Source organism: Mycobacterium simulans, assembly GCF_900232995.1.
Lineage (GTDB): Bacteria > Actinomycetota > Actinomycetes > Mycobacteriales > Mycobacteriaceae > Mycobacterium > Mycobacterium simulans.
In genome coordinates this window covers 1-21,048 of sequence record NZ_OCVX01000039.1, presented here as the reverse complement: position 1 = coordinate 21,048, position 21,048 = coordinate 1, and the positions used below count along the sequence as shown (strand labels likewise).

The window sequence follows — 21,048 nt, the reverse complement described above, 5'->3', positions numbered from 1 at the left end:
CGGCGGGCCCGGCGGCGGGGGCGGGTGGTTGGCCGGCAACGGCGGGGCGGGCGGCGCGCCGGCGTGAGGTGGGCGACGGCCTCGTCGCTGATGTCGAGATCTTCGGTGTGCAGGGCGTCGAGTGCGTCCCCAAGGTAGGTTGTGGTCCACAACACCGCGGCGTTGGTCACCAGCGTGAGACAACACCGCGCCTGGTCGATCTGGTCGTCCAAGTGGCGTCGAACCTCCCCGGTTTCCCGGAGACTTAACCTATCTGGTATTGGCACCCTCGGGTTGGAGCTAGCCGGTTAGGGTTGCTGTTGCTGGCGGGCCTGCCAGGCAGCTTCGTACTCATCGGGCGAGTGCCCGCCGAGTCCGGCTTGGATGCGGCGTGGGTTGTACCAGCCGTCGATGTAGCGGAACAGCGTCGCCTGCGCTTCTGCTCGGGTAGCGAAACTGGTTGCGAGCCAGTAGATCAGCTCGACCAGGTCAGTAATTCGTACGGTGCCGCCGCTGTTGTCGGCCATCAGGTCGCTGAAATTGCGATTGAAATCGCCGATGTGACTGCCATCACACCGCATGCGCGTACAGTAACGCCGCAAGAAGATTGCTCCCCAGGTTGTGTCGCCCCGAGATGATGAGCTGATAGGAGCCACAGATGGCGTCTTTTGTCTTCGCAACCCCCGAGGCTTTCGCCGCGACGGTGCGGGATTTGACCGGTATCGGATCGGCGCTAAGTGCGGCCAACGCGGCGGCGGCAAGCTCCACGACGCAGGTGGTGGCTGCGGCCCAGGATGAGGTGTCGGCGGCGGTGTCGGGGTTGTTTGGCACCTACGCTCAGGAGTATCAGGCCGTCACTGCGCAGGTGGCGCGGTTTCATGAGCAGTTTGTGGCGGCGTTGACGTCGGGTGGGGCCATGTATGCGGCCGCCGAGGCCGCCAACGCATCGCCCCTGCAGACGCTGGAGCAGCAGTTTTGGGCATTGATCAACGCGCCCACCAACGCACTGTTCGGCCGCCCGCTGGCCGGCAACGGCGCCGACGGCGCGCCAGGGACCGGGCAAGCCGGCGGCACGGGCGGGCACGGCGGCGCCGGCTATAACGCGGCCACCGACCCGCTGGCACTGCCCGGCACGGCCGGCGGACAGGGCGGCCAGGGCGGCAACGGCGGGACAGGCGGCAACTCCAGTGGCGGTGGCACCGCCGGCAGCGGCGGCAACGCCGGGGGCGGCGGCACCGGCGGCAGCGGCGCTGCGGGCACCGCGGGCACGGCTAACACACCCACCGGTGGCACCGGCGGTAACGGCGGCGCCGGCGGCGACGCCGGAACCGCTGGAGCGGCCGGCACCGGCGGCAACGCCGGCGGCGCGGGCTTGGCCGGTAACGGCGGCAGCGGCGGCACCGGCGGACAGGGCGGCGCCGGCTATAACGCGGCCACCGACCCGCTGGCACTGCCCGGCACGGCCGGCGGACAGGGCGGACAGGGCGGCAACGGCGGGGCGGGCGGCACCGGCGGGACGGCCGGTGATGGCGGCAACGCCGGCGACGGCGGGGCTGGCGGCGGCGGTGCCGCCGGTGGGATCGGCACCGGTGACGCCGGTGCTGACGGCGGCGCCGGTGGTAAGGGCGGTACCGGTGGTGACGCCGGCGGCGCGGCCGCCAACAACGGCAACGGCGGGAAGGGCGGCGCCGGCGGAGCCGCCGGCGCCGGCGCCACGGGCACCTTCGACGGTGGTGACGGCGGGCTGGGCGGCAACGGTGGTGACGGCGGGGTGGCCGGCACGGGCGGCCTCGGCGGTACCAACGGCGACGGCGGGGCCGGCGGTAACGGCGGCGCCGGCGGGAGCGGCGCCGCGGCCACCTTGGACGAATCCCCCGGCGGGTCCGGCGGCAACGGCGGCGGCGGCGGCAACGGCGGGGCGGCCAGCGGCGTCGGCGCTACCGCCGGCGCGGGCGGCAATGGCGGCGCCGGCGGCGCCGGCGGCACTGGCGGCCCTGGGCCAGTGAGCGGCGGTGCCGGTGGTAACGGCGGCGACGGCGGGGCGGCCGGGGACGGCGGCAACGGCACCGACGGCGCCAACGGTGGCCTAGGCGGCAACGGCGGCATGGCTGGTGATGGTGGTACGGGTGGCGTCGGTGACGGCATCGGCGGCCGAGGCGGCATGGGCGGCCGGGGCGGCGACGGCGGCGACGGCGGCAACTCCGATGGCACCGGAATCAATGGCACCGGTGGCGACGGCGGAGACGGCGGCAGGGGCGGGGACGGCGCCGACCTCGGGGCCCTCGCCAACACCAGTCTCTACGGCGGCGGGGGCGGCGGCGGCGGAGCCGGCGGCAAGGGCGGCAACGTCGGCACCGGCGGGATTGGCGGCGGCGGTGGCAGCGGCGGTGACGGCGGCAGCGGTGGTGATGGCGGCAACGCACACAACGGCAACCCGCCCTCTAGCCTGGGAACTGGCGGCTTGGGCGGTGGCGGCGGCACCGGTGTGGCCGCCGTTGGCGGCGTCGGAGGATCAGGCGGCGCCGGCGGCGGAGGCGGCGGAGGCGCCTCCGCCACAAGCAATTTCGGCTCTAAGGGCGAGGCCGTCGGCGGTGGCGGCGGTGGTGGCGGTGGGGCCGGCTCAGCCGCTGGCACCGCCGGCACCGGCGGTGACGGAGGCGACACCCTGGCCACGGTCGGCGCTGGCTCCGTCGCCGCTACGGGCGGCACCGGTGGGTCAGGCGGCAATGGCGCCGGCGGCGGGGGCGGCGGCGGCAGCATCGCCAACACCGCTGACGGCACCGGCGACGGTGAAGACGGCGTCGGCGGTGCCCTCGGCGGGGCAGGCGGCGACGGCGCCAATCTCGACACCTTCGGCAACGACGGAGGCGCCGGCGGCGGCGTCGGCATCGGCGGCACCGGCGGCAGCGGCGTTAACGGCATCAACAACGGCAGCAATGGAATGTCCATTTAGCACGGAATAACACCGTCGCCGTCACTCGATCCGCCTTAACGGCCTCGGCAAGATCTGCTGCCGACACCGATTAACGATCGGAGACTCCCCCACCGAAGCCCAACGGCAGCGGTCTGACATAGGGACAAATGTAGGGTCACGTCGCAGTACTGGGTACTGCGCCGGCTTTCGCTGGCCGTGGCCAGGGCGATCGACGCACTCCGCACGACCGCGGCCGAAGCCGCGCTCATCAAGGGAGATGGGCATCCGGTTCGAACCGGATGTAGTGAGCGCGCTGCGGGAGTCATTGAACCGTGAGCTCGTGTGCGGCCTGGAGCCAGCGCGGACACGGTAGTTGTTCGAACGGTTGTTACGCCGCGCCGTGCTGGACTCGCAATCAGGCCGCGATACCGAGCTGCTGGTTGATCTGCGGGAGGTATCGCAAACCGTCCAGGGTGAGCAGAACCCAGTCGTGAATTTGGCCGTTGGCCAATACGAAGCTGATCGGGGCCCCTGCCACTACGGCTGCTTGCTGCAGGACAAACACGTCGGGTGCGAGTATGTCCAGGTTGCCCGCATAGACATACGTCGGCGGGAGTCCGCTAAGTGACCCATACAGCGGGCTCACCAGAGGGTCGTTCACCGCAAGATTGCCTGCCCACACCCTGCCGATCTGTTGCGCAGGCCCTACCGGGAGCAGGGGATCCTGGACGAACGCAATATTTGGATTGGTCATGCCTACGTCCAGCCATGGGGACAGCAGAACCATTGACGCCGGTACCTGGTTACCCTGGCTCACCATGTACTGGACGGCGGCTAGTGCGAGGTTGCCGCCCGCGGAGTCACCGATCACGCTGACGTTCGAGGCCCCGTGTTGAGCGATTTGCGTGGAGATGAGTCCAGCCATCGCGGGTACAACGACGCCGGCCGTACCTCCTTCCTGCAGCAACGGGTAGATCGGCACCTGAACGGTCGCGCCGGTCTGGTGGGCCATCCATGAGTAATTAATCCAGTGGAGGAATGACGGCGGAAAGATAAACGCACCACCGTGAATGGCAACCACGTATTCGCCGGTTGGATAAGCCGGCGTGATCTGCACGACGCTCATCCCCTCATATGTCGTGTACTGGACCGTTTGCCCCAGCAGCAAATTCAACAACGGTGGCGGAGAGTTGCCGATAAACCATGACAGTGGCGGAATGTCGCTGGCAATCAGCGCTAAAAGTGGGCTATTTGGCACTGCAAGTTGAGTTTCGAGTCCGGACAGGGCCAGGAGGGGCTTTACCGGGTACAGCGCAGCGGTTTCTAATCTGTTTGCCAGTGACGGTAGGCCGGTGAAGGTCCCGTCCTGCGTTGCCGGGAAGGGCGGCGCAGCCGGCACCCCGAAGATCTCGGTGAAGAACGTGTTGGACACCCCGGTGAATCCGGTGGCCAGTGCCGTGGGGGTCTGCTGAACAGCTCTGGCGAATTCGCCTGGCAGATTTTCCAGCGCCTGCCCCCACGACCCCAACTGCGCGACCGTTGCCGACGCACTGGAGTGATAGCCGATCATCGCGGCGACATCCTGAGCCCACATCTGCTCATACGCAGCCTCGGCGGCCGCGATCGCCGGGGCGTTTTGGCCGAACAGGTTCGAGATCACCAGCGACACCAGCTGGCCGCGATTGGCGGCTATCAGTCCGGGGTGCACGATCGTTGCCAGCGCTGCCTCGTATGCGATGGCCGCCACCCGGGCTTGGGCTGCTGATTGTTCGGCTTGAGCGGCTGCCCCTCCCAGCCAGTCCACATACCGGGCGGCCACGGTCGTCATGGACACCGACGCCGGGCCTTGCCAGGCCTGGCCCGCCAGGTCTGAGATTGCCAACCTGAATGCGGTCACCGCTGAGCTCAACTCACTGCCGACCCCGTCCCAGGCAGCCGCCGCCTCCAGCATCGGCACCGGACCCGGTCCGTCAAGCAGCAACAGCGAATTGACCTCAGGCGGCCACACCGAAAAGCTCATTAAGGCTCCCCTCGATCAGCCCTTAAGCAGCCCCATTCCAGGAACGTACATCCTTCACGCCATAGAGGAGGCGTTTCCTGAGCCGTCGCTCCGTCAGTTGTCGACGTCAACGAGCGGGCGCTGAAGATGAATTGGTCAGAACTAATGGTTCTGGCCGGCAACGGATTCTCAGTGAAGCTGCCGGGAATCGAAGCCGAAGATCGTTCGGCTGACCTGGGCGAACGGCTGACGCGTCAACACGGCAGCTCTTGGACTTTCACGGTCCAAGGGCTCTCGATGCGAGCCCATGCGAGACAGATGCACGAGCGCGGCGTCGGCGGGCCTAGCTGAGGGAGTGCGACAATCGTGTTGGCGAAGGAGTTTTCCAGCCGCCCGGTCGGCACTGTGGCGCACCCGCATACGCCGCGCGAGCCAGTGTCACAGAGCTTCACCAATGTCGGGAAGTAAGGCGATGTCCTCTGGCTGGCCATCACGGAAAAGACTGGCGAGTTCACGCACCCGCCTCTTCGCCCAGCCAATATCGATTCGACTCAATACCTGGTACTCGTATTTAAAGCGTTCTGCCCGATCCCCCACCCATTTCGCCGCCTGCCTTGAAACCACGCCTTCCGCGTACCAGTAGAGAAGGTCATCGAGGTTGCCTACCCGGTCGAAGCCGAGATTTTGAGCGCGGCGATGGCGAGGAGTGATTCACCGGTTCCGGTGGGCTCGCCGCGTTGATTCGTGCAGATGGGGATGACCCAATCCGCGCCACATCCGACGCCGCCGCGGCCATCGACTCCCGCGCCACACTCGCAAAACGACATCTCAAACCTCCCACAACCCGCACGACAGTCCCGGTCACAGCGCGCAAGCCGACCCACCCGCCATGGCAATCCAGCAGTCCGTCACTCGGTGATTCACAACCCAAGCAGCGCTGTGCCGGACGCACGCCCATCCCTGGGCACGGCGGCAACCGCGAAGCTAGCGCTTGCCGGAATGAGCCTCGACTGCCCACACAATTCGGCCGACCTCTGGCCAGCCGACGTCCGGGCCGTTAGCCCCCGATACCCGCAAAGAACTTCAGCATCGCGGCGTTGACCGGCTCCGGCCGCTCGAAGAACCCGAGATGACCGGCATCGGGTATCTGCAGATACCGGCCGTTGGGCAGGGCATCGGCGACTTCGCGTCCTAGGTACGGCGGGGTCACCACGTCGTCGGCAAAACCGATCACCAGCGCCGGTGCGGCGATGTTGCGGTAGGCGGGCAGCCGGTTGGTCGTCGGCGAGACCTCCAGTTGGGCATAAAAGCCCGGGGTGTACTTGGTCGGCCACATGGTGAACATCGCGATCCAGTCGCCGGCCGCATTGTCATCGTTGAGGGTCTTCGGTGAAAAGTTTTCCAGCATACGGATTTTCGCATCGTAAGCCGCCGGCAGCGTGACGCCGGCCGCATTGAGGTCGTACTCGGCTTTGCGGAAGAACTCGCGGCTGCGGTCCAGCCTGCCGCGGGTGGCCATAAGCACGGCCGAGTGGACCAGCTCCGGCCGCACCACCATGAGCTCCTGGGCGATAAACGAGCCCATCGACACGCCGACGATGCGCGCCGGCGCGATGTCCAGCGACTCGATCAGCTCCGCGGTGTCGGCGACCATGGTTTGGGTGGTAAAGCCTTCGGCGTTCTCGGTGGCCCCGATCCCGCGATTGTCGAAGGTGACAACGCGATACCCGGCGGCCAGAAAGGCCGGCAGTTGATGCGGGTGCCAGGTGCGCCCGGGGCCGCCATGGCCGGCGATGAAGACAACGGGTTCACCGCTGCCATGGTCTTCGTAAGCCAGGTTGATCACCCGAGAGACGCTACAGCAGCGGGTAACACGCCTTGACCCGATCGATCCACCACTGCCGGCGGCCCGGCGGCGCGGCCAGCGCGTCCAGCCGCGCAGGGTCGGGCGTCACCGGGCCGACCGCCAGCTTGCCATCGACGGGCACGGTGAACTCGGAGGCCGGGACGACGTCTTCGACGAACAATCCGCCGGTGCCCAGTCCGCAGGCGTGGCGGAGCGCGGGTAGGGCTGCGGCGGCGGTCAGCCCGGCGGCGATGCCGACGGCCGAGTCGAGCGCGCTGGATACCACGACCGGGATGTCGATCTGCGTCGCGATTTCGATCAGCGCCGAAACCCCGCCCAGCGGAGCCACTTTCAGCACTGCGATGTCGGCGGCGCCCGCGCGCACCACGCCCAGGGGGTCGTCGGCCTTGCGGATGCTTTCATCGGCGGCGACTGGGACATCGACCCGTCGGCGCAGGTCGGCGAGTTCGTCAACGGTGGCGCAGGGTTGTTCGAGGGACTCCAGGTTGCCGTCGGCGGTCAGGGCGGCGGCTGCCTGCACCGCTTGTTCGACAGTCCAGCCGCCGTTGGCGTCGACCCGCACGGTTTCCACCAGTTCGCGTACCGCGTTGACGCGATCGACGTCGTCGGCCAGGCTTTGCCCCGGCTCGGCAACCTTCACCTTGGCGGTGCGGGCGCCAGGAAACCGGGCCAGCACTTCGGCCACCTGCGCCGCGGCGACGGCGGGCACGGTGGCGTTGATCGCGACGTGGTCGCGCCGCATCGGGGGCGGCTGACCGTAGGCGGTCTCGATGCCGGAGGCGAGCCAGTGCGCGGCCTCGTGCGGACTGTATTCCACGAACGCTCCGAACTCGCCCCAACCGACTGGGCCGTCGATCAATGCCACTTCCCGGGTGGTGATGCCGCGAAACCGCACTCGCATCGGCAGCGCCACGACATGCAGACGGTCCAGCAGGTCGGGCAGCGTCGGTATCACTGGTGATAGACCTGGCGGCCCGCGAGAAACGTTGCGCGCACATCGAGATCGGCGATCTCGTCCGGCGGCACCGTCCGCGGATCCGCGGACAGCACCACCATGTCCGCGTACTTGCCGACCTCCAATGAGCCGATCACGTCGTCGGCGAACAGCTGCCAGGCCGCGTCGATGGTCTGGGCGCGGATCGCCTGCTCGACCGTCAATCGCTCCTCGGGAGCCAGCACGCGGCCGCTCGGTGCTATCCGGGTTGCGGCGACGCTGATGTTGCGCAGCGGTTCCTCGGGTGTGACCGGCGGATCGTTGTGCAGCGAAATGCGCATACCGGCGGCCACCGCGGACCCGGCCGGCATCCAGCGCGACCCACGCTCCGGCCCGAACAGACCGTCAACGATGACATCGCCCCAGTAGTGAATCTGGTCGACGAACAGGCTGCAGGTGACGCCCAGCTCGACGGCTCGCCGGAGTTGGTCGGGCCGGATGGCGCCGACGTGTTCGAGTCGCAGTCGGTGATCGTCGCGTGGATGCTGACGCAGCGCCTGCTCATAGACGTCGAGGATGGTGTCGACGCCGGCGTCGCCTTGCACGTGACAGGCGATCGGCCAACCCAGCGGGAAGTAGGCACCGACGATTTCGGTCAGCTGTTCACGGGTGTAGTTGGCGCATCCGCAGGAACCGGGCGCGATGCCGGCCGTGCGGGTGGCCGCGGTGTCCAGGTAGGGAAAGGACAGCGCGATATTGCCGATCCACGGCGAGCCGTCGACCCAGATCTTGATGCCGACCTGGCGCAGCATGTCGTCGCCCTGGCCGGGCGTCGCATCGGTGGACATTTGGGGATTGGAAATCTCGTAGGTGCGTAGCCGAACCGTCAGCTCGCCGCGAAGCTGCTCCACCAACGGCCGAAATGCCGGATCGAAAGCCATCTCCGAGCAGGTGGTCAGGCCCGCGCGGTTGAGCCGAGCGCATTCGGCGCGCAGCATGTCCGGATAGTCGCTGGGCTGGATGGCACCGGCCAGCAGCGGGAACACCGCGCCGATTTCCTCCGCGGTGCCATCGAGTTCCCCGTTGGCATCACGGCCGTAACTGGCGCCCTTGGGATCTGGAGTATCCCGAGTCAACCCGCCCCGCCGGGCTGCGTGCGAGTTGAAGTAGGCCTTATGCCCGGAGTTATGAATGATCACCAACGGCCCATCCGGCGCGATGTCGTCGAGCCAGGTCAGCGTCGGCTCCGGAAGGCCGGACTGCAGCAGCGCATCCCAACCGTTGAGGTAGGCACCGGCCGGCCCTCGTTGTGCGGCCTCGCGACGGATCACGTCGACGACCTTGTCAGCGCTGCGCACGGTAACCGGGCGGATATCGACGATCCGGTCCGACAGCGCGATGGCCTCCATGAGCGGATGACCGTGTGCCTCAACGAATCCCGGCATGACGCAGCCGCCGCCAACGTCGATGGTTCGAGTGTTCGGACCGATGAACCCGGCAATGTCGGCACCACTGCCTATCGCGACGATCCGGCCGTCGGTGACGGCAAGCGCCTCGGCCGTCGGCCGTGCGTGGTCGACGGTGAGCAGGCTTCCGGTAATGACGAGGTCAGCATCAGCCATAGGCAGATACTCGCTCAACGCAGACGCGAAGTCGACACGGCTCAGGCACCGGCCGCCACCCTAGCGCCACCGTGGCCCGGCGGCTCGGCTCACGTTTCGCGTCGACCGGCCGCACCCGATAGTTGCCGAACAACGCGGAGAGCACCACCCGCATCTCGAACAGCGCGAACGCCGCGCCGAGACAACGCCGTACGCCGCCACCGAAAGGGATCCACGTATAGGTCCCGGCTCGCTCCGCGAGGAACCTCTCCGGGCGAAACTGTTCCGGATCGGGGTAGATTTCCGGACGTCGGTGCATCAGATAGACCGAGGCCACCACCGTCATGCCGGCCGGCAACTGCACGCCACCGATTTCCATCGGTGCCTTCAGCCGCCGCGGGATCAGCGAGAATACCGGCAGCAAGCGCAGTGTCTCCGTCACGACGGCGTCGAGGAACTCGTGCCCGCCTGCTTGGAATTCCTCGATGACTCGGAAATGGACATCGGGATGGCGGACCACCCGCTCCGCCGCCCACGCGAGCCCGGTAGCCGTGCTTTCGTGACCCGCCAACAGCAGCGTCATCAACTCATCACGGATCTCGACATCGCTCAGTGGCTGGCCATTCGCATGCCGGGCGCGCAACAGCATGGACATCACGTCGTCGCGCGCATCCAGGTCGCCCTCCCGACGTCGGTCATGGATCTCGGCGGTGAGCAAGCGGTCGACGCCGCTGAGCAACTTTCGGGTCAGCGCCGCCCTCATCCGCTCGGGGCTGAGGACTAGCAAGAGAAGCCGGCCTGGGCCACCCGCCGTCGTCGTCAGCACGCGCACCAGTTCCGCACGCAGCTGGTCGAGGCGCCCATCCTTCGAGAACCCAAATACCGCGCGCAGGATGATCTCCAGCGTCAACGCCTGCATGCGGGAGTGCAACAGCACCGGCTCGTCTCGGGGCCAGCGGGCGATCTCATTCTCGGCGATGGCGGTCATCGTGTCCGCGTAGCACTGCAAGTGGTTGCCGCGAAACGGCGGCACTAGCAGTTGGCGCTGTTCCCTATGCGCGTCATCGTCGAGAAGGAGCACCGAGTTGGCGCCGACCACCGGCAGCAGAACGCGATTCGCCACCCCGGCCTGCATCAGCTCGGGCGGCGCCGTGAAAACCTCTCTAACCGCGTTCGGATGGGACACCATCACCCAGGTCCCCTCACCGGCCAGCCTCATCGTGAATATGTCGCCGTAGCGCGCCGCCGAACGCTCCATAAATCGCCACGGGCTGGTTATCCACGCGGCGGTCTGAACGCTGACGGGGAGTCGAGGGCCACCTGGAAGCGTGTCGATTTCCAAGCAATTACCTCCATCTCGGATACAGGTAGAACAGGTAAGAAATGTGACTCACACACTTACCGGGATCCGACCCCCGGTCAACCCGGCTAACCCCCACTCTGACCATTTCGCGCCTTCGCCTACGTGCCACCTACACCTGCTAAATACCGGGCAGCAGGGGGGACGATGCACCTCGGGTCCAACTACCGTTTGTGACGACCAGGGGTTCGAATATCCCGCTCTTTTGGCGACTATCCAGGACCCGCGAAATCAACGAAAGAAGATCGACATGAACGCTGCAAATTCCTTCGACCGCATCGATAACATCCTCATCCCCACCTGCTCCGATGAGGCATTGGAGAGCGCCGGCGGCATGGCCGTGGTAGCCGCCATGACAATATTGACTCCGACAGCTAAGTGAGTCGCTAGCGACCATCGAAATCGACTGTGGGAAGCAACTTCTCAGTAGTTGAGCGGCGCCTGTCCCGGCAAGAACACGGCCGGGCCAGGCGCCTTCAACACGCTGCCGTTTGGCGTAAGGCGGGAGAATGAGATGGACCCTTCCTACGAGCACCTCGTATATCGCGCTGCAACGATCGACGAGTTGCTGTCCGACGCATTCGAGCAATTGCCCGGCCAAAAAAGCGACAGCGATTTGGCCGCCCGTCGTCTCGCGGCATGGTGCCGGTCGTCGGCCAGTGGCGACTGGTCGCTATTCGCTCGCCGGCTAGCACGGGATGGCCTGTCGATCGAGAGCGTGTTGGCAAGGTTCGCCACCGTCCGTCGCAACACTTCCCAACCGGCACCGACGTGGATCGACGACGCTGTCTGGATTGGCGAAGCGTTGCATAGTCCCGCCAAGTCCGCCCCGAAACCCCTTGCGCCCGATGCGGAATCGTGTGCCTTCGAAGATCTGCTGGAACCGGTGGTCCGCGGCGCGGAGGCACGTCTTTGGTCGAAAGTTGACAATCACGTGTTGGCCATCGTGGGCGAGCGTGCGCGCGCATGCCTGCGCCGTTCACTCATGGTTGAACTGTCAAACCTGGTGGCTCCCGCGATATACGAGCGTTTCGCGGCGGCCCGCAATGACGTTCGCTACGAGGCGTTCGTTGCTGACATGAAGGTCCGCGGATTTCGTCGCCTGTTCGACGACAAGCCTGTCCTGCTGCGCCTGATCGCCTCGCTCACCCGGCAGTGGATCGACACGTCGGCCGAGCTGATCACGCGGCTCGATGCGGACTTGCCGGCGATCCGTTGTGGGTTGCTTGCGGCCGAAACCCGTTGCGAAATAACCAGTATCGATGCTGACCTCTCCGATCCGCACAACTTTGGCCGCACCGTGCGGATTATCGGCTTCGACGACGGGTCGCGAATCGTGTACAAGCCGAAGGATCTTGCCGTCGACGTGGCGTGGTACACGCTGATCGAGAGACTGAACCGCAGCGCCCCGATCGAACTCCGCGCGCCCCGCGTGTTATCCTGCGCGGGCTACGGCTGGACCGAGTTCATTGATCATACGAGTTGCCCAGACCCGCATGGCTTTCGGAGATTTTTCCGGCGCGCCGGAGCGTGGCTGGCGCTCTTCCACTGCTTTGCCGGCATTGACATGCATCAGGAAAACATCATCGCCGCCGGTGACCATCCGGTACCGATCGATCTGGAGATGATCCTTCAGGCCGCCGAGCCACCTGGTCTAGACGCCGACGAGGGTGTGGGACGCGCATTCGACGCCGCGATGGAAAAGCTGCGCGACTCGGTTCTGGCGACGGGCCTGCTTCCGACCTACGGCAAGCATTCCGACAGCGTCGTCTCGATTGGCGGGGTGGCCTCGAATGCCACTCCGCGGTTCAAGCTGACCTGGACAGACATCAATTCCGACGAGATGCGGCCAGCGAAAGTTGCTGATATCGACACCATTTCAAACTTGCCGCACGCGCAGGGCCGCCATGCCCAGCTCGGTGACTACATCGACGACTTCAGGTCCGGATTTACCGATTACGCGATGTTTCTGCAACGGCAGCGCCCGGACGACCTTTTCGGCGGGTTCGCCGGATTGACGGTCCGCAGGGTCGCCCGACCGACGAGGTTCTACTACATGTTGTTGCAGCGCCTCAAAGATCACCGCACGATGGACGACGGCATCATGTGGTCCGCCCAGGCGGATTTCGTCGCTCGGCTGGCGGACTGGCAGGACGACTCCGACCCCATGTGGCCGCTGCAACGCCTCGCGCGCGCGGCCGGCGTGGAGTTGAATGTGCCCCATGTTGTGATGGCCAGCGACGGCCACGAGATCCGAGATGCGGCCGGAACCTCGATCCCGGTAAAGGGGATGTCGGGCCTCGACCGGGCGCGCGCCCGCGTGCGCAACCTCGACGAAAACGACATCGCCTGGCAGGCCGAGGTCATTCGACAGAGCACCGCCAGCCTGGGCGCATCGGCTGGCGCAGAGCCCAAGCGCGAGCTGCGGGCCGTCATGACGGTCGCACCTAGCCGCGAAGTCTTCACAGCCGAAGCCGACGCCGCCGCTCGCACGCTATTCGACCACGCCTTTTTCGGGGAGTCGGACGCGGCCTGGATCGGCCTCGACTGGCTCGGCGACTCCGCGGTGTCCCATCTTGTTGCGCTCGGCGACGACCTCTACAACGGCACCTGCGGCATCGCGCTATTCCTGGCTGCGCACGCCGCCGTCGCAAACGCCGAATCGTCGATGACCCTTGCCATCGCTGCCATTTCCCGGCTCCGCGAAACCATACGAGGCCGCAATCCCTCGAAGATCGCTCGCATGCTCGGTCTCGGCGGTGGACTCGGTCTGGGATCGATCGTCTACAGTCTCGCGGTAATCGCGGCGCTGCTCGATAACGACGATGTGCTGTCCGACGCTGCGAGGGCGGCGCAGTTGATTACCCCAGACGTCATTTCAGCGGATCGGCAGCTTGACGTTCTGGCTGGCAGCGCGGGCGCCATCTTGGGACTGCTTCGGGTGTACCGCCAGACCGGTTCCGGCGATCTACTTGAACGCGCAACTAATTGCGGGCGGCATCTGCTGACCGAACACCGCGTTGGCACCCTAGGCCAGCGCAGCTGGCCAGCGCCCGGTTCTGGCAGCGCGCTCAGCGGGATGTCGCACGGCGCGGCGGGATTTGCCTACGCGTTGGGCGCACTGGCCGCGGCCACTGGGAGTGCGGAGTTCGCAAGCGCAGCAGAGGAATGCATCGCCTTCGAGAACGCGACATTTGATGCCGAACATCGCAATTGGCCCGACATCGGCCTGGCCCGGGTGGCGATGACAAAACACACAGCGCTGGACGGCCAACTCATCCGCACCGACATCCGCCGCGCGCTCGCGGGGGCAGAGCGCGGATGGCCGGAACCGACCGACACGCTCAGCGGCGGGACACTCGCCAACATCGAATTCATGTGGGAAGCCGGCGGCTTGCTTGGCCGCGACGATCTCCGCGACAGCGCCCTACAGCGGCTGCTCGCAGTTACGCAAACTGCCCAGGCGTGCGGTGACTACCGATGGACCAGCGGAACCCGACCCTTCAATCTTGGTCTTTTCCGCGGAATCGCGGGCGTCGGATACACCATGCTGCGGCGGGTCGACCCTTCCCTTCCCAACGCCTTGATCTGGGAATGAACAAACAACTTGGGAGGGCCCGTTGACCTACGGGTCGACCTACCGTGGCGCTGGACAGGTCTTGGGGAAGTTGACTGGCTGAGCGAGCTTCTTCATGCCTTTTTTGTATTGCGCGCTGCCTGGCAGGTCGGGCGTTGCGGCGGACCATATCGTCGAGGTGCAGGTGGCGGTGTTGCACCCGCCGCCGAAGGTCAACGACTCGCCTGTGTTCACCGTGATGCATTGGCATTTCGCGCGGGCCGGGTTGGTGGGATCGATCTCGCACTCCACGTCAAGACAATTCGCCCACGGCACCCCCGAAGGACAACTCAGCACACCGAAGTTGGGGTTGACGTTGACCGTCGAAAATGCCGACCGCACTGTGGTTCCTGACTGGGCCCGCTCCGGGCAGGTCTTGAATCCGACCGAATAGCCATTGACAACAACACAGTCACACACCGAGATGGAGGGATCGGTCGCCGACGGAACACATGGCGCAGTCGTGCACAGTGCGAAGCTTTGATTGCATAGCCAGGCGCCGTCAACCTCCAGCGCATCGACATCCGGGGTCGCGGTGTTGTTGTGGCTGTTGTCGCAGGCGGCGACGGCCGAAAGGGCACCGGCGGAAGCCAAGCCGACCGAGGCGTGGCGTAGCAGTCTCCTGCGTGTGAACCTGGACTCCGCGGAAACCTGCGCCGCTCGCTCGACGAGGTCCCTGATCGCAGGCGCTCCGCTGGCCGCGGCCAGCCTTCGACCATCGTCGATGAGCACCGCGCTGGGTGTGGCGGTGATGCCGTAGGCGGCGAACGTCGCTCGCCGCTCATCGATAAGTTCCAGCGCCACACCGTGGTTGGCGGGACCACCGCTGATCAGGGCGACGGCGACGCGCCCGTCTAGGTCATGGTGCCATCGGTCCACCTCAGGCAGCAACGCCTCGCATGCCCCGCAGCCGGGTTGGGTGAAGACGAGCACAACCGGCCGGTGCGCTTGCGACAGTCTGGCCAGCGTCCACAGTTGCCCCCTGTGGTCCGGCAGCGCCAGGCCCGACGCGGCAGCGCCCGCGCGTGTCCTCCAGCGCCGGTAGGCGGCGGGGCCGATCCACAGGGCAAGCATGACGACCGCGAAAGCCGTTAGCGGTCCACGTAAATGACCGTTGAGTGCCACGAACGCGGCCAGCGACGCGAGGCATCCGTTCCTGGCCAGCGTCGGCCATCCCAGCGTCCCCGACGACAGCCGCCCGAAGCAATGGCATTCCAGGCGTCGACCGCGGGCGAGGTTCACCAGCACCGCCGCGCTAAAACCCGTCAGCGCGACCAACGCGAGGACCGCACCTTCATCAGGCCATGGCCCCGCTTGCAGTAGCACCACACCGAATTCGGTTGCGATGATTACCGGTCCCAGAATCGCGGCCGCGGGTCTTGGCACACCGAATGCCACGACCGCCCGGCGCACGCCGTCCCGATCCGACAGCTTCGCCACCGCGGCGAGTGCGAATATTCCCCCCAACAGAATTCGCGCTGCCAACATCATCACGTGCCGCTCACCTCCGGTCCTGATGAGCACAGCGCAGCCGCGCTGGCCCCCACACTCGACCCAACACGAACCCGGGCGAGTCGCTACTGAACGTGCTTTGCCAACACAACATAGACGCCCCGGGCGACATCCGAATCCCCGGCAGCAGGGGCCGCAATGTCCCCCGATCGGGGGACAACAAGAGGCGAGTCGATCCGGAGTGAATCCTGGCATTTGAGGGTGAATTCCGACCGCGAAAGCCGGGGGCGGATCCCGCCCTGGACACACTGAAAGCCTTCAGTTCACTAGGGCGCTTCCACTTTGGGTGCTGCGGCGATCGCAGTCAACGCGATTGGGACGTAAAGAGATCTCCACTAGCGTGGTGGCATCTGCCGTGGCCACGACTTCATGCTCGGCGGCCACCTCGCACCGTTGGCGGTGATCTTTTCCAGCTAGACCGGGTACGGCGCGTGCGCAGTTACATCGGCTTCAGCGCGTGGACCTTGCCATGCTCCGGGACTGCAACTCAGCTAACATTGTATTGAGTTCTTCTGCCGCCGCAGCAGATTCGGCGCTCAGCGATGTCCATGCGGCCGCTTGCAGGCCGGCGGTTCGGATCAGTGGGGCCGCTGGTTAGTGCTGCGCCGCGGCGGGCGGAATATCGCCGGCATGGTATGGGTCGGATAGTCTGCCTGCCGCGGCGCCAAGTGCGCTCACTCAATCAGGTCTGAGCAGAAGATACCGGTGAAGCCGTAAGGAACTGCATTCTCGGTGAAGAGCAGTTCGTGGGGCATCTTCTCGTTGAAGAGAAGTTCGTGGGACATGTGATCACCTCCATGGGGCACTGGCGTCCCTTGAAAGTAGACAGCGAGGAGGCAATCCAAATCCCTGGCAGCAGGAATCGCAATGTCCCCCAATGAGGGGATAGTCGCGTAACTAGGCCGACCCAGCGTGCCGACGTGGATGTCCGGCGGCTGCGACAGCGAGCAGGTAGCGGAGTTGTAGAACAGGTCCTCGGTCGGCACACCGTGCCTGGCCAATTCGATTCGGTCCAACGGGGGCACCTCGGCGCTCGCCGAAGAGGATTTTTGAATTGCTTCGCATCCGGTCCATGTAGGTTCAAATGCAGTCTTTGGCAAACTAATTCGTCCCGGTTGGCCAAGGCCTAGGCGGCGATGACGCGCTATTCGGAAAGTCGGGGTGGGGTGCGCATCGGCGAGTCGACCGACGCCGCCAGGCCAGGCGTGATGATCTTGACGACCGGAGCACAGCCCTCGGCAAAGCCGCACACGACCGCAAGCGGTTCGGCGCCCGATCCGGTGGCGATCGCGGTCGTCGCCTAAGCCATCAGCTCGGCCAGCGAGTCGGTGCAATCGATATGCCACGGCGTCGGTTCCGCGTTCGGCATCGCCTGCATGGATCGCCCGGCCGGGCCGTAGGTAAGCAGCCGGGCGACCCGCTGATAGATGGCTGCGGCAGATCCTCGTGAGCAGCGCCCACCCGCACGGCGCCGAAAGCCGTAGCGCTTTCGTCGTCTGAACCTCAAAGCAGTCCAAAACTCAAGCAGGACAAGGTATTGCACCCAAGGCCTCTGACCAGTGCATCCACGGTTACGTCAGAAGCGGCCGACCAGCTGCATCGCGCCCGACCATGACTACCGACGAATATCGCCGTACGCTACCCAGCTAGCTGGGTAGCTGGCGCTAGCCGTCTGTGGAACCGTAAAGAGGTCGTTTGTACGGGTTCGGCCTTGATTAAAGCGCAGGCCGCGCCGTTTCTGCGGCCAGGCGCACTGAGCCTGCTTATGCCCCGCGCGGTGAGAGGCCGCAGAGCTTCCGAAGTCCAAGCGGGCCGTTTGATGAAGGGGATAAAGGAGGTTAGGGATGATCGAACCTTACACGGTAGTGGGTTTAGTGCCCAATTTCTGGGGGATCCGCAGCCGTGCCGACATCACCAACAATCTCGATCATATCGAAGGCCTTGCGAAGGCGGCATTTTGGTTGGCGAATCTAGATATTCCGGTGCGTCTTATTGCCATTCCTGAAGGTGGTCTACAGGGATTCAACGACGAGATTCTTGACGTCGATCATGCCGAGTTCGCAAATACGTGTGCCATCGACATTCCCGGTCCGGAAACCGACCGTCTTGGCCAATTGGCGCGCAAATGGAATGTCTTCATCATGGCCCAAGCCAAGGCGCGTCACGAAGATTGGCCGGACCGGTTTTTCAATGTTGGCTTTGTTATCGATCCTGACGGCGCAATCGTTCTAAAGCACTACAAGATCTCTGCCTTGTTGCCGTGTGAACGATCGGTGTCTCCGCATGACGTGTTCGATTGGTGGATAGATAGACACGGTCGAACGCTGCAGGCGTTCTGGCCGGTCGCCGACACCGCTATAGGTCGACTTGGGATCATGATGGCGATGGAGGGTAACTATCCTGAAAATGGCCGCGGCCTCGCGCTTAACGGAGCCGAAGTAGTCTATCGCGCATCTCTACCCGCACCATTCACCCAGCATGATTTCTTTGAAATTTCGAACAGGGCGCGCGCGCTTGAGAATAACATGTATATCGTTGCCCCGAACATGAGCGGCTATTACTTGTATCCTGAGACCGCAGTTCCCATCGACGCTGAAGGTGGGCAGTCGATGATCGTCGACTATCGTGGTGCGATTATTGGTCGGCAACCGTATTCGAACAACTCGACTTTTGTTACAGGCACCATCAATATCGAGGCATTGCGTCACCATCGCGAGAATGCTCAAGTCACAAACTGGCTTAAAGATATTCGCTCGGAATTGGCCCAAATAATCTATGAACGGCCAATTTATCCCAAAAATCTCTATGCGGATCGCATCCCAGGAAGGCACGCCGAGTACAAACAAGAGGTCATCGATCGACAGGTTATGCTGATGCAAGAACTTGGCATTTGGAAGGCGCCCTCGCGCAGTTGACGCCCCTTGGGCGGCCGCCTGGTCATTTTCGGGCGAGGAACCACGCGCCGCGACAGTTTGCTCGTTGAGGGCGCCCGGCTAGGCCAGCCGATTCCCAAAGACCTGGCAGGCGCGGCCCATTCGCACCGTGTTGCTGCGGTGGCCTCTGGCCGATTCGTCGAACTGAATTCAGCATCGAAATTCGCCCAAACCGAATACACAAGAACACAAGAACTGGAGCCCGTGATGAGCACAATGCGTACCCATGACGACACCTGGTAGGGCTTGGTGCACGACACCTGGGACGTCAGGACCAGCGTCGGTACCACCGCGGTGATGGTGGCGGCTGCCCGAGCCGTCGAAACCGACGGACCGGATCCGTTGATTTACGATCCCTACGCCAAATTGCTGGTTATGAACGCGGGTGCCGGCGCCATATTGAATTTGATGCTTGATGAGTCAATGCTGGCGAAGATGGAAGCCATCGACGCCGAATTGGCGGCGAGCGTTCAGCATACGCGCGTCTACCAGGCGGTGCGGACAAATTTCTTCGACACCTACTGTAATAGCGGGGTCGCCGACGGCATCCGCCAGATTGTGATCTTGGCGTCGGGACTGGATTCGCGTGCCTATCGGATGGACTGGCCTGCCGGCACCACCGTGTATGAGATCGATCAGCCCAAGGTGCTTGCCTATACGTCCATGACGCTGGCGGAAAAGGGCGAGACGCCGGCGGCGGATCGCCGTGAGGTGCCCATCGACCTTCGTCAGGACTGGCCGGGCGCGCTATGTGCGGCGGGCTTTGACCCGGCAGCGCGCACCGCCTGGTTGGCCGAGGGGCTGTTGATGTATCTGCCTGCCTACGCGCAGGACCGCCTTTTCACTCGAATCGGAGAGCTCAGCGCCGCGGGTAGTCGGATCGCGGTCGAGACCTCGCCGCTGCACGGCGAGGAGCAGCGACAGGAAATGCAGGAGCGGTTAACGAAGGTGGCCGATGTGCTCGGCTTCGAACAGACCGTCGATGCGCAGGAGCTGATCTACCACGACCAGGACCGGGCGGTCGTCGCTGACTGGCTCAACAACCACGGTTGGGGGGCCACTGCCCAAAACGCGTGCGACGAAATGCGTCGGGTGGGTCGCTGGATCGACGGTGTGCCGATGGCCGATGACAAGGGACGCCTTCGCCGAGCTTGTGACCGCGGAGCGGTTGTAAGGGCCCTTACCGCGAACACCGCGCCGGGTCGAGATCTTTAGGCAGAGATCGGGGTTACGACATCTGCGGTGGTGCCGCCCCCATCCCAGAGATGAGATAGGCGCGAATCGATGATTTCCATTGGGCCGCTATCGGTTTCGGCGGTACGAGCCTCAGGTCCAACTCGCCTTGGCCCTGGGCGATGTGCTGGCTGGCTGCGGCCTTGAGTGCCCCGACCTGAGCGGCATCATCGGCAGAGCCGACATGCTCGATATTGCGTGACCCTCGCCGTGCGGCCAACAGCTCCGGGAAGAACGACCCGGACCGCAGCTTAGGGATCCGCAACTCCAGATCAACCGGCGATCGTGGACAGCGTCCGCGGCCGCGATCCGTTGCGGTGATTGCTGCGCGACTCGGTCCGCTCGTGCGGGCCAGCACCGATCACCGCGGTTAGCGCCGCATCGATGAGCGATTGATACATCGTTTCGGCGGCTTGCTTAATCCAGTCAGCAGCATCGGCATTGCGTAGTGCATCCAGCACCTCCAAGCAAGGCAGACTGATCCAGGGCCGCCTAGTTTAGCCAGCCGCTTGAAAATTGACTTTCGACAATCTGTTGTGGATGTAGGTTCTGGGCTGCGTCGAATCCGTAAGTGGCTAAAGAAATTTCGATGGTGCGGCAGTTGTAAGCGTGCGCACATCGATTCGGAGTCGTTCGTAGTCATGGGCCACGCGCGTCCAGTGTGCAGGTTTGCGCCCTATCCGGGGGGCCTGCACACTCCGGCGAGGATCGGTGCGATGACTTGGTCGCACAGAATGAGCACGACATTTAGTGAGACCGATCTAGGCCTGATCTAGGCCAGATCTAGGCCACATCAGCCGACATTCCGTTGCTGCCGTTGCCGATCCCGTTACCGCCGCTGCCGCCGATGCCCCCGATGCCTATGCCGCTCCCCGTGCCGCCATTGTTATCGAAGGCGCTGCTGCCTTCGCCGCCTGCCCCGCCGAGGGCACCATCGACACCGGCGTCACCGTCGCCAGTGCCGTCAATGGTGTTCGCGAAGCTGCCTCCACCTCCACCGCCGCCGGTGCCGTTGCCGCCTAACCCGCCGGTGCCGCCCTTGCCGGACACGTTACCGCCGGAAACATCGGCGACGGTGGCGCCACCGCTACCCCCAGAGC

At 65.0% G+C, this 21,048-nt stretch carries 14 protein-coding genes and 3 pseudogenes; 6 read left to right on the top strand and 11 right to left on the bottom strand.

All coding sequences use genetic code 11. The features are described from left to right. Together MSIMFI_RS26820 and MSIMFI_RS26815 are read right to left on the bottom strand one after the other, a co-directional pair. Nucleotides 1–212 (bottom strand): transposase (locus MSIMFI_RS26820; protein WP_263597459.1); only part of this gene is annotated, 212 nt, incomplete at its 3' end. A gap of 75 nt (nucleotides 213–287) precedes the next feature. Then, on the bottom strand, nucleotides 288–560 hold the full coding sequence (locus tag MSIMFI_RS26815; RefSeq protein WP_224770478.1) for an IS3 family transposase: 273 nt from the start codon (nucleotides 558–560) through the stop codon (nucleotides 288–290). Between the two features lie 77 nt (nucleotides 561–637). Here MSIMFI_RS26815 and MSIMFI_RS29460 point away from each other — a divergent pair, with 77 nt between their 5' ends. Further along, nucleotides 638–2,932 carry a PE family protein gene (locus MSIMFI_RS29460; RefSeq protein WP_318187442.1) on the top strand — a complete coding sequence of 765 codons (2,295 nt, stop codon included), beginning with the start codon at nucleotides 638–640 and terminating at the stop codon, nucleotides 2,930–2,932. Between the two features lie 376 nt (nucleotides 2,933–3,308). Here MSIMFI_RS29460 and lipY read toward each other — a convergent pair whose 3' ends face one another. The 6 genes from lipY to MSIMFI_RS26785 all read right to left on the bottom strand — a co-directional run bounded on the left by lipY (nucleotide 3,309) and on the right by MSIMFI_RS26785 (nucleotide 10,636). Continuing rightward, nucleotides 3,309–4,913, bottom strand: coding sequence for a triacylglycerol lipase LipY (gene lipY / locus MSIMFI_RS26805; RefSeq protein ID WP_191499958.1), 1,605 nt, complete (start codon nucleotides 4,911–4,913; stop codon nucleotides 3,309–3,311). Between the two features lie 417 nt (nucleotides 4,914–5,330). After that, on the bottom strand, nucleotides 5,331–5,603 hold the full coding sequence (locus tag MSIMFI_RS29455; protein ID WP_396820595.1) for a hypothetical protein: 273 nt from the start codon (nucleotides 5,601–5,603) through the stop codon (nucleotides 5,331–5,333). A 346-nt stretch (nucleotides 5,604–5,949) separates the two neighbouring features. Continuing rightward, nucleotides 5,950–6,738 (bottom strand): alpha/beta fold hydrolase, encoded by a 789-nt coding sequence (locus MSIMFI_RS26800; RefSeq protein WP_191499957.1) that lies wholly within the window; start codon nucleotides 6,736–6,738, stop codon nucleotides 5,950–5,952. 10 nt (nucleotides 6,739–6,748) lie between these two features. Continuing rightward, nucleotides 6,749–7,714 carry an o-succinylbenzoate synthase gene (locus MSIMFI_RS26795; protein ID WP_191499956.1) on the bottom strand — a complete coding sequence of 322 codons (966 nt, stop codon included), beginning with the start codon at nucleotides 7,712–7,714 and terminating at the stop codon, nucleotides 6,749–6,751. Further along, nucleotides 7,711–9,315, bottom strand: coding sequence for an amidohydrolase (locus MSIMFI_RS26790; protein ID WP_191499955.1), 1,605 nt, complete (start codon nucleotides 9,313–9,315; stop codon nucleotides 7,711–7,713). Before MSIMFI_RS26790 ends, MSIMFI_RS26795 begins: the two co-directional genes overlap by 4 nt. Next, nucleotides 9,308–10,636: a cytochrome P450 gene (locus MSIMFI_RS26785; RefSeq protein WP_191499954.1), complete on the bottom strand. Its 1,329-nt coding sequence runs from the start codon at nucleotides 10,634–10,636 to the stop codon at nucleotides 9,308–9,310. The genes MSIMFI_RS26790 and MSIMFI_RS26785 overlap by 8 nt, the downstream gene beginning before the upstream one ends. Nucleotides 10,637–10,904: 268 nt before the next feature. Here MSIMFI_RS26785 and MSIMFI_RS29135 point away from each other — a divergent pair, with 268 nt between their 5' ends. Continuing rightward, on the top strand, nucleotides 10,905–11,036 hold the full coding sequence (locus MSIMFI_RS29135) for a hypothetical protein (RefSeq protein ID WP_260860948.1): 132 nt from the start codon (nucleotides 10,905–10,907) through the stop codon (nucleotides 11,034–11,036). Nucleotides 11,037–11,084: 48 nt separating this feature from the next. After that, nucleotides 11,085–14,252, top strand: coding sequence for a type 2 lanthipeptide synthetase LanM family protein (locus tag MSIMFI_RS26780; RefSeq protein WP_191499953.1), 3,168 nt, complete (start codon nucleotides 11,085–11,087; stop codon nucleotides 14,250–14,252). Between the two features lie 39 nt (nucleotides 14,253–14,291). Here the strand turns inward: MSIMFI_RS26780 and MSIMFI_RS26775 are convergent, their stop codons facing one another. Then, entirely contained in the window at nucleotides 14,292–15,761 is a 1,470-nt protein-coding gene (locus MSIMFI_RS26775; protein WP_191499952.1) for a MauE/DoxX family redox-associated membrane protein, read from the bottom strand. A gap of 1,157 nt (nucleotides 15,762–16,918) precedes the next feature. Between MSIMFI_RS26775 and MSIMFI_RS26770 the strand changes: the two genes are divergently transcribed. The 3 genes and pseudogenes from MSIMFI_RS26770 (at nucleotide 16,919) to MSIMFI_RS26760 (ending at nucleotide 19,889) form a co-directional block, all read left to right on the top strand. Then, a complete protein-coding gene (locus tag MSIMFI_RS26770) occupies nucleotides 16,919–17,086 on the top strand; it encodes a hypothetical protein (RefSeq protein WP_191499951.1) in 168 nt (55 codons plus the stop codon). A gap of 540 nt (nucleotides 17,087–17,626) precedes the next feature. Next, complete coding sequence (locus tag MSIMFI_RS26765; protein WP_191499950.1) at nucleotides 17,627–18,697, top strand: nitrilase-related carbon-nitrogen hydrolase; 1,071 nt, start codon at nucleotides 17,627–17,629, stop codon at nucleotides 18,695–18,697. A 315-nt stretch (nucleotides 18,698–19,012) separates the two neighbouring features. Continuing rightward, nucleotides 19,013–19,889 (top strand): annotated as a pseudogene (locus MSIMFI_RS26760) (class I SAM-dependent methyltransferase). A 264-nt stretch (nucleotides 19,890–20,153) separates the two neighbouring features. Here MSIMFI_RS26760 and MSIMFI_RS26755 read toward each other — a convergent pair. After that, a pseudogene (locus MSIMFI_RS26755) lies at nucleotides 20,154–20,434 on the bottom strand (transposase); the annotation flags it as partial. 297 nt (nucleotides 20,435–20,731) lie between these two features. Next, nucleotides 20,732–21,048: pseudogene (locus MSIMFI_RS26750) on the bottom strand (PE family protein); the annotation flags it as partial.

Excerpts from the sequence above, each read along its gene's own strand:
- MSIMFI_RS26765 (WP_191499950.1), top strand. The coding sequence starts at position 17,627 with ATGATCGAACCTTACACGGTAGTGGGTTTAGTGCCCAATTTCTGGGGG.
- MSIMFI_RS26790 (WP_191499955.1), bottom strand. The coding sequence starts at position 9,315 with ATGGCTGATGCTGACCTCGTCATTACCGGAAGCCTGCTCACCGTCGAC.
- MSIMFI_RS26775 (WP_191499952.1), bottom strand. The coding sequence starts at position 15,761 with ATGATGTTGGCAGCGCGAATTCTGTTGGGGGGAATATTCGCACTCGCC.
- MSIMFI_RS29460 (WP_318187442.1), top strand. The coding sequence starts at position 638 with ATGGCGTCTTTTGTCTTCGCAACCCCCGAGGCTTTCGCCGCGACGGTG.
- lipY (WP_191499958.1), bottom strand. The coding sequence starts at position 4,913 with ATGAGCTTTTCGGTGTGGCCGCCTGAGGTCAATTCGCTGTTGCTGCTT.
- MSIMFI_RS26815 (WP_224770478.1), bottom strand. The coding sequence starts at position 560 with ATGCGGTGTGATGGCAGTCACATCGGCGATTTCAATCGCAATTTCAGC.
- MSIMFI_RS26770 (WP_191499951.1), top strand. The coding sequence starts at position 16,919 with ATGACGCGCTATTCGGAAAGTCGGGGTGGGGTGCGCATCGGCGAGTCG.
- MSIMFI_RS29135 (WP_260860948.1), top strand. The coding sequence starts at position 10,905 with ATGAACGCTGCAAATTCCTTCGACCGCATCGATAACATCCTCATCCCC.